We start from the raw sequence: 12,829 nt of genomic DNA on the forward strand, positions 1-12,829 counted from the left end.
AAAAACGAACTCGCCAAAGGGGCTTGCGTATGACCCGAACCAGCCATATCGATCTACTGATCTGCGATTGCGACGGCGTGCTGATCGACAGTGAAATCATCACTGGCCGCGTGGTCCGCGAGGCGCTCGCCGCACTGGTCCCGGAACACGAGCTGGACGTGCTGCTGGCCGGTACCTTCGGCCTGCAGAGCCGCGACATCATCGCCCGGGTCGCCGCGCATTTCGGCCTCGACCTGCCGGCCGACTTCCACCTCAACGTGCGCCGCCGCGCCGAGGCGACCATCCGCGCCGAGGTGCAGGCCATCCCCCACGTGCGCGAAGCGCTCTACGCGATCGACCTGCCGCTGGCGGTCGCCTCCAACAGCCAGAGCGAGGCGGTGCACCACGCCCTGCAGCGCACCGGGCTGACCGAGCGGGTCGATGTAGGCGTGTTCGGCGCCGACCTGGTCAAGCGCCCCAAGCCGGCGCCCGACCTCTACCTGCTGGCGGCCGGCACGGCGGGCGTGGAGCCGCAACGCTGCCTGGTCGTCGAAGACAGCGCTACTGGAGCCACCGCTGCCCTCACCGCCGGCATGCAAGTGATCGGCTTCCTCGGCGCCAGCCACATTCCTCCTGAACAGGGCGAGATCCTGCGTGAACTGGGGGTCGAGCATCTGCTGCACGACATGCGCGAACTGCCGGCGCTGGTCGAAAGATTGCGCTATCCAGGCAGCCCCGAGACCCTTGCCTGAGTCCGCCCCGGCAGGAGCGTCCGGGCGGCGTGGAACCCGCCCGACGAGCCGCCGGCCGCGCGCCGGCGCATCCGCCCGAATCCCGGCGATCGCCTGCTACAGTTACAGAACATCCCGCAACGGAGAGCGCACAATGTTCACGATCAGCACCACCATTATCCTTTCGCTACTGGGTTGCGCCCTGATTGGCCGGAGGCTGTATCTGAATCGCTGGACGCGAGCAAGGGCGCCACATCGACTCGGTTCGCAGGACGACCTGTGGACCCGTCAGGAATTCGCCGCGCAGCAGCAGGCCTGGGAACGCCTGCAGCGGCTGGAACGCGCCACGAAGAGAAGAAGACGCTAGACATACTCGCCAGAGCCCGCAGGACGCGGGCTCCACGCCGCGCATCGTCCGCCCCGGCGCCAGCCGGACCGCACGCCCGTTTCGCTTTCGCGCATCCTCGCCGCAACGACGCCCCGCCCTCTTCCTGCCGCCTCGGGTAAACTTCCGCATCCTTTTCTCACCGCCCGAGACCGCCGTGCCGATACGCCACTGCATCGTTCATCTGATCGAGAAGAAACCCGACGGCAGCCCCGCCGTGCTGCACGCCCGCGATTCCGAGCTGGCCGAGTCGCAGGCCCTGGAGAACCTGCTCGTCGACCTCAACGACAGCTATAACGCCAAGCAGGGCAAGGCCTGGGGACTGTTCCAGGAAGAGTCCGGCGCCTACCCCTTCAGCGGCTGGCTGGGCGCCTACCTGGAGGGTGCGCAGAGTTTCGCCGCGTTCAGTTGCCAGGCCGTGGAGCACCTGAAGACGCTGATGGAGGAGTCCAACCTGTCCAGCGGCGGCCACGTGCTGTTCGCCCACTACCAGCAGGGCATGACCGAGTACCTGGCCATCGCCTTGCTCCACCACAGCGAAGGGGTGACCGTCACCGAGACCCTGGAGGTGGCGCCGGCCAAGCACCTGGATCTCGCCCAACTGCACCTAGCGGCGCGGATCAACCTCTCCGAGTGGCGCAACAACCGGCAGTCGAAGCAGTACATCTCCTTCATCAAGGGCAAGAATGGCAAGAAGGTCTCGGACTACTTCCGCGACTTCATCGGCTGTCGCGAGGGCATCGACGCACCCGGCGAGACGCGCACCCTGCTCAAGGCCTTCAGCGACTTCGTCGAGAGCGAGGACCTGGCCGAGGAAGAGGCCCGCGAGAAGACCAGCGCACTGGTCGACTACGCCAGCACCCAGGCCCGCCTCGGCGCGCCGATCGCCCTGGAAGAACTGTCCGGGCTGATCGACGAGGAGCGCCCGCGCGCCTTCTACGAACACATCCGCAACAAGGACTACGGCTTGTCGCCGGAAATCCCGCCGGACAAGCGCACCCTCAACCAGTTCCGCCGCTTCACCGGCCGCGCCGAGGGCCTGTCGATCAGCTTCGAGGCGCACCTGCTGGGTTCGCGAATCGAATACGACGAGGAGCACGACACCCTGACCATCCGCCAAGTGCCGAGCCAGTTGAAGGACCAGCTCAAGCGCCGCAAGGACGGCCAGTAAGCCAGCGCGAAGAATGCCCGCGCCGTGCCTGCCCGATGCGCTCCTCGACACCTGCCTGTGCACCGCTGGACGGCGACCCGGCACACCACTTCGGACTGGACAAGGCCGCCGCCGCCCGCGGCGTGATCGAGCGGCGTGGATGTGGTCGCCGTCCCGTGGAAAGGCGGCGACCTGCCAGCCCTCGATCAAGGGCAGTTCCACTTCGTCGAGATCCCCGCCGATCAGCAGCCGGAGTTCGTCCTGGACAGTCTCGCCCGGCTGCGCGGCCAAGATCCGTCGGACAAGCATCCCGGCGGGCCACGGACGGCTCTGCCGATCGTCTTGTCATCCTTGTCGCCCCCGGCTTCCCACAAGCTCCGCCAGCGCTGCCCGGACAGGCAGCGAGCCTGCGAGGGACCTGCAAATGCGGGCGCCCGATGCCGCGGGACGGATTTTTTACCCGCCACCGCCATTCACGGACCCGGAACAGCGGGTTTCCCGCGTATCGCCGATATCTTTTCGCCCTGCGCGATCGAACTCAGCGCCCGACGATGCGAAACCCCAGGCGCGGCAAGTGCACGTGCAGCGCCCCGGCCCGCGGGTCCTCGCGACGCAGGATCAGTTCCTCGAACCCGGCGTGCAGCAATTCGCCCTCCAGCGGCTCGACACCGTAATCGGTGGCGGCGACGGCCACCCGCTGGCCGACGCGCCAGTCGCCGCCCTCGATGGAAGGCTCGTTCGGCAACGGCGCGGGAATCGCCGCGCGAGCGATATCGATAGCATCGGCGGCGGACAATCCGCTGAAGGAGCCATGGCCGAAGCCGAGCACCCGGTCGAGCCAGGCGGCCACCGCCGGCCAGGCGTCGACCAAGGCGGTGGTCAACGGCATGGCGCGCAGCAGCCAGAGGGAATGGGCCACGGCAAAATCGGCCAACGAGGGTTCGCCGAACAGGTAGTCGCCGTCCGCGCGCTCCAGTTGCCGCTGCAGGCGGGCCATCAGGGTCGGCCACTGCTGGCGGGCCTGCTCCAGCGGCAGGCGCTCGAAGGTACCGCCACTGAACAGCGCCGCCCGGTCTTCGACGAAGGCCTTGAGTTCGCCCGGCGGCGACTGGGCGAAACGCTGGGCGACCGCCTCGGGCTGGAAGGCCAGGGCCACCGTATGCAGGAAAAAGAATTCGTCGGCCCAGGCGGCGAGACCGGCGACATTGAATGCTTGCTGTTCGGGAAACAGCGTCGGGAGAACCCGTTCCGCCTCCAGGCGACGGGCGATCAGCGCGCTGTCGCAGTAGACGTCGGCACCGATCTGCAGCACCGGCGTACGCCGGTAGCCGCCGGTCAGGGGCAGAAGATCGGGCTTGGGCATCACCCGAGGAACGATCACCGAGCGCCACGACAACTGCTTGAAGCCGAGGATCAGGCGTATTTTCTCGGCGAACGGCGAACTCGGGTAATGGTGCAGGACGGGCTCGTGCATCGCGGCTTTCTCCGCAGGCAAATCAATGGGCTACGGGGCGGCGGCCACCAGGGCTTCCTTGGCGGGCTTCGACAGGCGCTTGAGCGCCCACTCGCGGCGTAAGGCCGCTCCCTTGTCGGCACAGGATTCGACATAGACTAGCGCCTGCGCCGGACTGGTATGGAAGAAACGGGCGCCGCGACCGCTCCGATGCATGGCGAAGCGTCGCTGCGGATCGTCGCTGATGCCACAGTAGAGCGCACCGTTGGCGGCCCTCACCAGGTAGACGAACCAGGGCTTGGACAGTGCGTTCATGCGGATTGCGCGACGCTGGCGGGAAATGACGACAAGACGGCTCTCCGGCTCTGGAATGGGCTGCCGAGCTTAGGCAATTTCCGTCGGTCGGGCTATGCGCCCTGGTAGGTCGGCGGTAGCAGACGGATGTTGCTGTACATGAGCACCGGCGGCTCCGGCTGCAGCCCACCGATCCTGACTTCGCTATCGGAGGCCCGGACCTTGAGCGCCGGCATGAATTGCCCGAACTCGCCGGCGGCCTTGCCATCGTGATGCACAGGCAGCAGGTCGGTCCCGCTCCGCTCGGGACTGCTGTCGAGCCGGACGCTCGGCACGGCGAGGGCGTCGAGGCCGAAACCGACCGGTCCGATCGTATAACCCGAACGGTAGTTGAAGATGAAGCCCTGGACCCACTCCTTTGCCTTCGACTTCTTGCTGGCCCCGACGATGCCGGAGAAATCGCGGCTGAAACAGTAGTTGCGCAGTTGCAGGGTAGCCGAGGAGCCCACCGGGAAACCGGGTTCGGCGGCGTGGACCGAAGGTAGGCAGGAGGCCAAGGCGATGGACGGGATGAGGCGGGAAATACGCGAACGACTCTTCTTCATGGGGGCAATCGCATGAAACGCCAGCCTGATACCGGATTGGCAAGGGTGTGTGTCAAGGCGTTCCGGTGTCGCCGTACAAGGGGCATCCATGCCCCTTTACGACTCTCGGCTTTGGCATCCTGCGTCGCTCTACCTCCTGCATCCCTGCAGTCGCCGCCTCCCTGCGGCTCGCCCCCCTACGCGACACCTGCGCTCGGCCTGCTAACGGGAATCGGGCTTCGAACCGCCTGAAAGCAAAGTTTCGGCACACTCGGTAAGCAGCTATCGCAAAGCCCACACACCCTTGCCAATCCGATCCCGGCTCTCGCGGCGCTCCACGCGCGCCCAGCGACCGCGCCATCCGAATTCCTCGAAGCCCCCACAGGTCCCGCGGGCAGCGATCGCCTGCGGCGCGGTCGGCGAAACTGTGTAAGCTTGCCGCAGTTCCGGCGTCGCACCGGCCGGCAATCCACAGGCCCCCGCCCCGTACTGGAGTTTCCATGAACGAACCTTTGATCCTGGAGCCGACGACCTCCGCCGACGCCTGCGTCATCTGGCTGCACGGCCTCGGCGCCGACCGCCACGATTTCGAGCCGGTCGCCCGCCTCCTGCAGCGCCGCCTGAACGGCGTGCGCTTCGTCTTGCCGCAGGCGCCGAGCCGTCCGGTGACCATCAACGGCGGCTGGAGCATGCCCAGTTGGTACGACATTCTCGCCATGAGCCCAAGCGCCCGGGCCATAAACGAGGACCAGTTGGAGGAGTCATCGCGCCATGTCGTCGAGCTGATCGAAGCGCAACGCCAGGCCGGCATCGAGCCGGCGCGGATCGTCCTCGCCGGCTTCTCCCAGGGTGGCGCGGTGGTCCTGCACACCGCCTTCCTGCGCTGGCCGGGCCCCCTGGCCGGCGTGCTGGCGCTCTCCACCTATGCGCCGACCTTCGACCGGCTCGAACTCGACGCGCAGCAAAGCCGACTGCCGGTACTGCACCTGCACGGCAATCACGACGAGGTGGTACCGCTGGCGCTCGGTCGCGTCGCCCACGATGTGCTTGCCGAGCGTGGCGTGCCGGTGGAGTGGCGGGAATATCCGATGGGACACCAGGTGGTCGCCGACGAGATCCACGACATCGGCCTCTGGCTCGCCGAGCGCCTGGCCCGCTAGCGCAGCGCGCTCCCAGGGCGCCGATGTCCTGGGAGCGGTCCGCGCCGGCGGGAACGCCGCCGAAATGGCCGGCGCATCGTTGCATCCCGGCTGCGCAACCCTTCGCCCGCCTAGCCTCTTGCTTTACACTGGCGGCAATCCAATTCCTCATCCATCGACGAGATAACCGTGCTCAAGGCACTCAAGAAACTTCTAGGCATGGGCGAACAGGCACAACCGCCTGTCGCCGTCGACATGCCAGCTTCCGCCACCCGCTCCACCGCTCCCGCCGCTCCATCCAAGCCGCCCCGGCAGAAAACCAAGCCACCCCGCAGCGAAGGCAAGCCCGCCGGCAGGAAAATCGTCGCCGACAAGCTCGTCGGCGAACGCAAGGGCGCTAGCAAACCCCAGGTCGGACGGCCACGGCGCGAGCCGCCGCCGGACAAACCGGCGGCGGAGTGGAAGCTGGAGGACTTCGTAGTCGAGCCCGTGCGGGGCAAGACCCGTTTCCACGACTTCGACCTCGACCCGCGGCTGATGCACGCCATCCACGACGTCGGCTTCCCCTATTGCACACCGATCCAGGCCCAGGTGCTCGGTTACACCCTCAAAGGCCGGGACGCTATCGGCCGCGCCCAGACCGGCACCGGCAAGACCGCAGCCTTCCTGATCTCGATCATCAGCCAGTTGCTGCAGACCCCGCCGCCCAAGGAGCGCTACATGGGCGAACCGCGCGCGCTGATCATCGCGCCGACCCGCGAGCTGGTAGTGCAGATCGCCAAGGATGCCCTGGCGCTGACCCGCTACACCGGCCTCAACGTGATGAGCTTCGTCGGCGGCATGGACTTCGACAAGCAGCTCAAGCAACTGGAAGAGAAGTTCTGCGACATCCTGGTGGCCACTCCGGGCCGCCTGCTGGACTTCAACCAGCGCAGCGAGGTGCATCTGGACATGGTCGAGGTGCTGGTGCTGGACGAGGCCGACCGCATGCTCGATATGGGTTTCATCCCGCAGGTGCGGCAGATCATCCGCCAGACCCCGTACAAAGGCGAACGGCAGACTCTGCTGTTCTCGGCGACCTTCACCGAGGACGTGATGAACCTGGCCAAGCAGTGGACGGTCGATCCGGCGATCGTCGAGATCGAACCGGAGCATGTCGCCAGCAACAGCGTCGAGCAGCACGTCTACGCGGTGGCCGGCAGCGACAAGTACCGGCTGCTGTACAACTTGGTGACCCGCAACAACTGGGAACGGGTGATGGTGTTCGCCAACCGCAAGGACGAGGTGCGGCGCATCGAGGAGCGCCTGACCAAGGACGGCATCAGCGCCGCGCAGATGTCCGGCGACGTGCCGCAGCACAAGCGCATCAAGGTCCTGGAAGGCTTCCGCGAGGGCCGCATCCGCGTGTTGGTGGCCACCGACGTGGCCGGCCGTGGCATCCACGTCGAGGGCGTCAGCCATGTGATCAACTACACCCTGCCGGAAGATCCGGACGACTACGTGCATCGCATCGGCCGTACCGGCCGGGCCGGCTCCAAAGGCACCTCGATCAGCTTCGCCGGCGAGGACGACGCCTTCGCCCTGCCACCGATCGAGGCGCTGCTCGGGCGCAAGATCAACTGCGAGATCCCACCCGCCGAACTGCTCCAGCCCGTGCCGCAGCACTCCTGAAGCCCGGCCAGCCCGCAGGCTTGCCCACCCGACGGGTGACCGCCCATTCCCCTACCAGCGCCGCGCCGCCTCCTGGTCGCTATCGCGGCCCTCGACCCAGCGCGGTCCCTCGCCGGTATCTTCCTTCTTCCAGAACGGCGCGCGGGTCTTCAGGTAATCCATGATGAACTCGCAGGCGTCGAAGGCCGCCTGCCGGTGGGCGCTGGCGGTGCCGACGAAGACGATCGGCTCGCCCGGCTCCAAGCGGCCGATGCGGTGCAGCACCTCCACCCGGAGCAACGGCCAGCGCCGCGCGGCCTCGTCGGCGATCTTCGCCAGGGCCTTCTCGGTCATCCCCGGATAGTGTTCCAGGAACATCCCGCCGACCTCGCGGCCTTCGTTGAAGTCGCGCACGTAGCCGACGAAGCCGACCACCGCGCCGACCCCGGCGTTGGCCGCGTGCAGCGCATCGAGTTCGCGTCCCGGCTCGAAGGTTCCGACATGTACCCGAATACCCATCTCAACCTCCGGTGACGGTGGGGAAGAAGGCGACCTCGTCGCCGTCGGCCAGGGGCTCGTCCAGGCCGCAGAGCTCCTGGTTGCGGGCGCACATCAGGTTGCGCTCGCCGAGCACCGCCCAGTCGCTGCCGCGCGCCAGCAGGTGGCGGCGCAGGTCGTCCAGGCGGGCGAAGCCCTCTTCCCAGGCGAGGCGTTCGGAATCGACGCCGAGCGTCTCGCGGTAGCGGGCGAAATACTGCACGTGAATCATAGGGATACTCCGGAAATCGGGCGTTGCAGGCCGTGTGAAAACGTAGCGAGCGAAGATCGGGCAAGGCGAAATCGAGCGAAGAAGCGGAGTTTGCGAGCGGTGAATGAGCTTGACTCGCTCCGCTCGCCCCTTCGAGAACGCACTTGAAGTGGGTCAGCCGCAAGCGGCCTCCAAACTCGATTTCAACGCGACAGGCCGGGCACGATAGTTTTCACACGGCTTGGCCGGCCCGGTAGTGGCCACTCTTGCCGCCTTTCTTCTCCAGCAGGCGGACTTGCTCGATGAGCATGCCGCGATCGACCGCCTTGCACATGTCGTAGAGAGTCAGCGCGGCGACGCTGGCCGCGGTCAGCGCCTCCATCTCCACGCCGGTCTGCCCGGCCAGCTTGCAGCGGGCGACAATGCGTACACGGTCCTCGCCCTCGGCGCTCAGCTCGACCTTGATGCCGGTCAGCAGCAACGGATGGCAGAGCGGAATCAGTTCGTGGGTCTTCTTCGCCGCCATGATCCCGGCGATGCGCGCCACGGCGAAGACATCGCCCTTGGGATGGCCGCCCTTCTGGATCAGCGCGAGGGTTTGCGGGCGCATGCGCACCCAGGCCTCGGCCTCGGCTTCGCGGGCAGTGCTGGCCTTGTCGGTGACGTCGACCATGTGGGCATGGCCCCGGGAATCGAGATGGGTGAGCATGGGCAATGCCTCCTGCGGCGAAAGGAAGCCAATTGTATAACCCGGAGAGGCCGGAAGGCCGCGGGAACGAGCCCCGCGGCCGCGACGGCTACAGGTGCGCCTCGGCATACTCCGCCAAAGCCGAGCGCGGCACCCCCTGCAAGGTGATGTGCACGCCGTGGCGGAAGTCCTTGAAACGCTCGGTGAGATAGGTCAGCCCGGAACTGGTGGCCGACAGATAGGGCGTGTCGATCTGCGCCAAGTTGCCCAGGCAGACCACTTTGGAGCCGCTGCCGGCGCGGGTGATGATGGTCTTCATCTGGTGCGGGGTGAGGTTCTGGCACTCGTCGATGAGGATCAGGCTCTGCTGGAAGCTGCGTCCGCGAATGTAGTTCAGCGATTTGAACTGCAGCGGCACCTTTTGCAGGATGTAGTCGACGCTGCCGTGGGTACTCTCGTCATCCATGTGCAGCGCTTCCAGGTTGTCGGTGATGGCGCCGAGCCAGGGCTCCATCTTCTCCGCCTCGGTACCGGGCAGAAAGCCGATGTCCTCGTCCAGCCCCTGCACGCTGCGGGTGGCGATGATCCGCCGGTAGCGCTTGCTGACCATGGTCTGCTCGATGGCTGCGGCTAGGGCGAGGATGGTCTTGCCCGAGCCGGCGGCACCGGTCAGGTTGACCAGGTGGATATCCGGATCGAGCAGGGCGAACAGCGCCAGGGCCTGGTAGATGTCGCGCGGCCGCAGCCCCCAGGCCTCCTGGTGCAACAAGGGCTCCTGGTGCAAGTCGAGGATCAGGAGCTCGTCGCCCTTGATGCCCTTGACCCAGCCGACGAAGCCCTGCTCGTCGAGGATGAATTCGTTGAGGTGCAGCGACGGCAGGTTGTCGGTGAGCTGCACCCGGTGCCAGGTACGGCCGTGGTCTTGGCGGGTCTCCACCTTACTCACCCGGTCCCAGAAGGAGCCACTCAGGTTGTGGTAGCCGCGCGGCAGCAGGCTGACGTCGTCGATCAACTGGTCGGTGTGGTAGTCCTCGGCCGCCACTCCGCAGGCGCGCGCCTTCAGGCGCATGTTGATGTCCTTGGTGACCAGCACCACCGGCACGTTCGGCCAGCGCTTCTTCAGGTCTACCACTAGGTTGATGATGCGGTTGTCGTTGCTTTCGTCGTCCGGCAATCGCTCTTCGGCCTCGGCGCGGCGGCTCATGAGAATCGACAGCAGGCCGCAGGGGCCACTCTTGCCACGCTGGATGGGTACGCCCTGCTCGACTTCCTCGGGCGTCGCCTCACCAAGCACCTGATCGATCAGCCGGATCGCCTGGCGGCACTCGGCGGCCACGGTGTGCTTGCCGGTCTTCAGCTTGTCGAGTTCCTCGAGCACCGTCATCGGGATACCGACGTGGTGCTCCTGGAAATTCAGCAAGGCGTTGGGATCGTGGATCAGGATGTTGGTGTCGAGGACGTAGAAGGTCGCCTGGGTGGGGTGGGCGCATCCGTGTTCATCCATATTCGGTCACCTTTTTCTGGCCGGGGGCAGGCGACGGAATGCCGGATACAGCGCTCCGCCGCGGGAAACCGCCATCCTCTCCGGCACCGGGCGGGAGAGTCCGGGCACGCCGCCGGCCGGAAGCCGCCGGACGTGCGCGCAATCGACAGACCGTGGCGACGCTCGTGACGCACAGGGCATCCTCCTTGGTCTGTCAGACGGTCTGGTTTCGTTGATACAGCAAAACGGATGACAGAAAAAAGTACTTTTCAGCGCCTGCCGGGCTTTTTTTATACCTCCGCCGAATGACCTTGGCGGCTCCGCTCGCGGTCGCTAGAGTGAGAGGGATGAGCCCCGCTCGCCTGCCTGCCCCACCTCGCAGCGATTCACCTCCACGGTCACGTGAACCAGCCCGGAAATACCCGTCAGACAAGCCTTGTAGCGGTCCGCGCTGTTGTCGCCATGGGTCACCACACTGAGGATGCAGGCGTACTGGGCGCGGCCGACGCGCCATAGGTGCAGGTCGGCCACCTCGGTGTCCGGCTCGCGTTCCAGCGTAGCGCGCACCCGCTCCACCAGCGGGCTGTCCATCTCCCGGTCGAGCAGCACCTTGCCGGTCTCGACCAGTAGGCCCTTGGCCCAGACGCCGATCACTAGCGCGCCGACGATGCCCATCAGCGGGTCCAGCCAGTTCCAGCCGAAGAGCTTGCCGCCGAGCAGCGCGGCGATGGCCGCCACCGAGGTGAGCGCATCGGTCAACACGTGCAGGTAAGCGGCGTGGCGGTTGAGATCGCGGTGGCCGTGACCGTGATGGTCATGGTCATGGTCATGGTCATGGTCATGGTCATGGTCATGGTCATGGTCATGGTCATGGTCATGGTCATGGTCATGGTCATGGTCATGGTCATGGTCATGGTCATGGTCGGCATGCTGATGGTGCCCGTGGGCATGTCCATGGTGATCGTGCTGGTCGCGCAGCAGCCAGGCCGACAGCAGGTTGACCGCCAGGCCGAACGCCGCCACCCAGAGCGCCAGCTCGAAGGCGATCTCGCGGGGCTCCCAGAGCCGCCAGAACGACTCGACGAGCATCAGGAACGCCACCACCACCAGCAGCAGCGCGCTGGCGAAGCCGGCCAGCACCTCGATCTTCCAGGTGCCGAAGGCGAAGCGCGGGTCCCGCAGGTAGCGCCGGGCGAGCAGATAGGCCATAGCGGTCAGGCCGATCGCCACCATGTGTGAGGCCATGTGCCAGCCGTCGGCCAGCAGTGCCATGGAGTTGAATCCGTAACCGGCGGCGATCTCCAGCAGCATGGTGACCCCGGTCAGGGCCACCACCAGCCAGGCCTGGCGCTCACTGCCGGCCTCCAGCGGGCGGTAGTCGTGGGAAGACCGCCAGTGTTCATGGTTGCATTCGATCATTGCTAGCTCCGGGAAAACGTGGGCACGGGCTAGAATCGCCGCAGTTTCGAAGGAGAGCAACGATGCTGATGGTGATTTCCCCGGCCAAGACCCTCGATTACCGGACCCCGCCGGTCACTGCGCGCCATACCCTGCCCCAGTATTTGGACCACGCCGCCGAACTCATGGCCCGGCTGCGCGAGCTGACCCCGCAGGCGATCGCCGAGCTGATGAGCCTGTCCGACAAGCTCGCCGGACTCAACGCCGCGCGCTACGCCGAATGGACGCCCGACTTCACCCCGGCCAATGCCAAGCAGGCCCTGCTCGCCTTCAAGGGCGATGTCTACACCGGGCTCGACGCCGAGGACTTCGACGAGGCCGACTTCGACTTCGCCCAGGTGCATCTGCGCGTGCTCTCCGGCCTCTACGGCGTGCTGCGCCCGCTCGACTTGATGCAGCCCTATCGCCTGGAGATGGGCACCAAACTGGCCAACGCCCGCGGCAAGGACCTCTACGCCTTCTGGGGCGAGCGCATCAGCCTGTGGCTGAACGAAGCGCTGGCCGAACAGGGCGACGACATCCTGCTCAACCTGGCTTCCAACGAATACTTCTCGGCGGTCAGGCGCCCGCTCCTGCGCGGCCGGGTTATCGACACCGAGTTCAGGGACCTGAAGAACGACCAGTACAAGATCGTCAGCTTCTACGCCAAGCAGGCCCGTGGCCGCATGGCCCGCTACGTGATCAAGGAGCGACTGCGCGACCCGGAAGGCCTCAAGGACTTCGACGAGCGTGGCTACCGCTTCTCCGTCAGCCACTCCACGCCCGAGCGCCTGGTATTCCTGCGCGACCGGCCGATGGACTGAGAGCGTCCGACAGAATGGGGCTCGGGCGCCCGGCTTTTCGCGTCGCGATACAAGGCATGGGGCACTGCGACAAGCCTCGTGCTGCGTCGTAAAAACGCATCGAGCCCCTCTTTGTCCGCGGCCAAGCCCCTCGCCGCTTAGGGCGCCCGTCCCGAAGCCCTTCTCCGTTTGCGCGCCCCGTCAGGCCCGGCGGCAACTTCCCGATCGCCTCGGCGGTCGAATCCCCCGGCAAAGCGCTACCGGCGAATGGTAACGAGGCGCCGGACACGAAATGAATGCCCGAG

The 12,829-nt window shown here is 66.4% G+C and carries 13 protein-coding genes and 1 pseudogene; 6 read left to right on the forward strand and 8 right to left on the reverse strand.

The window, feature by feature from the left end; translation table 11 throughout:
* Window positions 1–29 precede the first annotated feature (29 nt).
* The 3 genes from ACGI6K_RS16880 (at window position 30) to yejK (ending at window position 2,266) form a co-directional block, all read left to right on the forward strand.
* A complete protein-coding gene (locus tag ACGI6K_RS16880) occupies window positions 30–731 on the forward strand; it encodes an HAD-IA family hydrolase (RefSeq protein ID WP_376948216.1) in 702 nt (233 codons plus the stop codon).
* Window positions 732–864: 133 nt separating this feature from the next.
* The gene (locus ACGI6K_RS16885; protein ID WP_376948215.1) at window positions 865–1,077 is read left to right on the forward strand and encodes a hypothetical protein; all 213 of its coding nucleotides are present in this window, start codon (window positions 865–867) and stop codon (window positions 1,075–1,077) included.
* Between the two features lie 175 nt (window positions 1,078–1,252).
* Entirely contained in the window at window positions 1,253–2,266 is a 1,014-nt protein-coding gene (yejK, locus tag ACGI6K_RS16890) for a nucleoid-associated protein YejK (protein WP_376948214.1), read from the forward strand.
* A gap of 517 nt (window positions 2,267–2,783) precedes the next feature.
* Here the strand turns inward: yejK and ACGI6K_RS16895 are convergent.
* From ACGI6K_RS16895 to ACGI6K_RS16905, 3 genes and pseudogenes are all read right to left on the reverse strand, one after another.
* A complete protein-coding gene (locus ACGI6K_RS16895) occupies window positions 2,784–3,719 on the reverse strand; it encodes a glutathione S-transferase family protein (protein ID WP_376948213.1) in 936 nt (311 codons plus the stop codon).
* A 30-nt stretch (window positions 3,720–3,749) separates the two neighbouring features.
* Complete coding sequence (locus tag ACGI6K_RS16900) at window positions 3,750–4,013, reverse strand: GIY-YIG nuclease family protein (RefSeq protein WP_376948212.1); 264 nt, start codon at window positions 4,011–4,013, stop codon at window positions 3,750–3,752.
* Between the two features lie 98 nt (window positions 4,014–4,111).
* Window positions 4,112–4,597 (reverse strand): annotated as a pseudogene (locus ACGI6K_RS16905) (OprD family outer membrane porin); the annotation flags it as partial.
* Between the two features lie 479 nt (window positions 4,598–5,076).
* Between ACGI6K_RS16905 and ACGI6K_RS16910 the strand changes: the two are divergent.
* Entirely contained in the window at window positions 5,077–5,736 is a 660-nt protein-coding gene (locus tag ACGI6K_RS16910) for an alpha/beta hydrolase (protein ID WP_376948211.1), read from the forward strand.
* Window positions 5,737–5,904: 168 nt separating this feature from the next.
* A complete protein-coding gene (gene rhlB / locus ACGI6K_RS16915; protein ID WP_376948210.1) occupies window positions 5,905–7,386 on the forward strand; it encodes an ATP-dependent RNA helicase RhlB in 1,482 nt (493 codons plus the stop codon).
* A 51-nt stretch (window positions 7,387–7,437) separates the two neighbouring features.
* Here the strand turns inward: rhlB and moaE are convergent, their stop codons facing one another.
* The 5 genes from moaE to ACGI6K_RS16940 form a co-directional block, all read right to left on the reverse strand.
* Window positions 7,438–7,884: a molybdopterin synthase catalytic subunit MoaE gene (gene moaE, locus ACGI6K_RS16920; RefSeq protein ID WP_376948209.1), complete on the reverse strand. Its 447-nt coding sequence runs from the start codon at window positions 7,882–7,884 to the stop codon at window positions 7,438–7,440.
* 1 nt (window position 7,885) lies between these two features.
* Window positions 7,886–8,134, reverse strand: a complete 249-nt coding sequence (locus ACGI6K_RS16925) for a MoaD/ThiS family protein (RefSeq protein ID WP_376948208.1) — start codon at window positions 8,132–8,134, stop codon at window positions 7,886–7,888.
* 211 nt (window positions 8,135–8,345) lie between these two features.
* Entirely contained in the window at window positions 8,346–8,822 is a 477-nt protein-coding gene (gene moaC, locus ACGI6K_RS16930; RefSeq protein WP_376948207.1) for a cyclic pyranopterin monophosphate synthase MoaC, read from the reverse strand.
* A gap of 88 nt (window positions 8,823–8,910) precedes the next feature.
* Complete coding sequence (locus tag ACGI6K_RS16935; protein ID WP_376948206.1) at window positions 8,911–10,305, reverse strand: PhoH family protein; 1,395 nt, start codon at window positions 10,303–10,305, stop codon at window positions 8,911–8,913.
* 312 nt (window positions 10,306–10,617) lie between these two features.
* Window positions 10,618–11,703: a cation diffusion facilitator family transporter gene (locus ACGI6K_RS16940; protein ID WP_394542970.1), complete on the reverse strand. Its 1,086-nt coding sequence runs from the start codon at window positions 11,701–11,703 to the stop codon at window positions 10,618–10,620.
* A gap of 62 nt (window positions 11,704–11,765) precedes the next feature.
* On the opposite strand from ACGI6K_RS16940, the gene yaaA reads away from it, so the two are divergent.
* Window positions 11,766–12,545, forward strand: coding sequence for a peroxide stress protein YaaA (yaaA, locus tag ACGI6K_RS16945; protein WP_376948204.1), 780 nt, complete (start codon window positions 11,766–11,768; stop codon window positions 12,543–12,545).
* The last annotated feature ends 284 nt before the right edge of the window (window positions 12,546–12,829 follow it).

The sequence above is a fragment of the Azorhizophilus paspali genome (assembly GCF_043587585.2).
In the GTDB taxonomy this organism is placed as follows: Bacteria; Pseudomonadota; Gammaproteobacteria; order Pseudomonadales; family Pseudomonadaceae; genus Azotobacter; species Azotobacter paspali.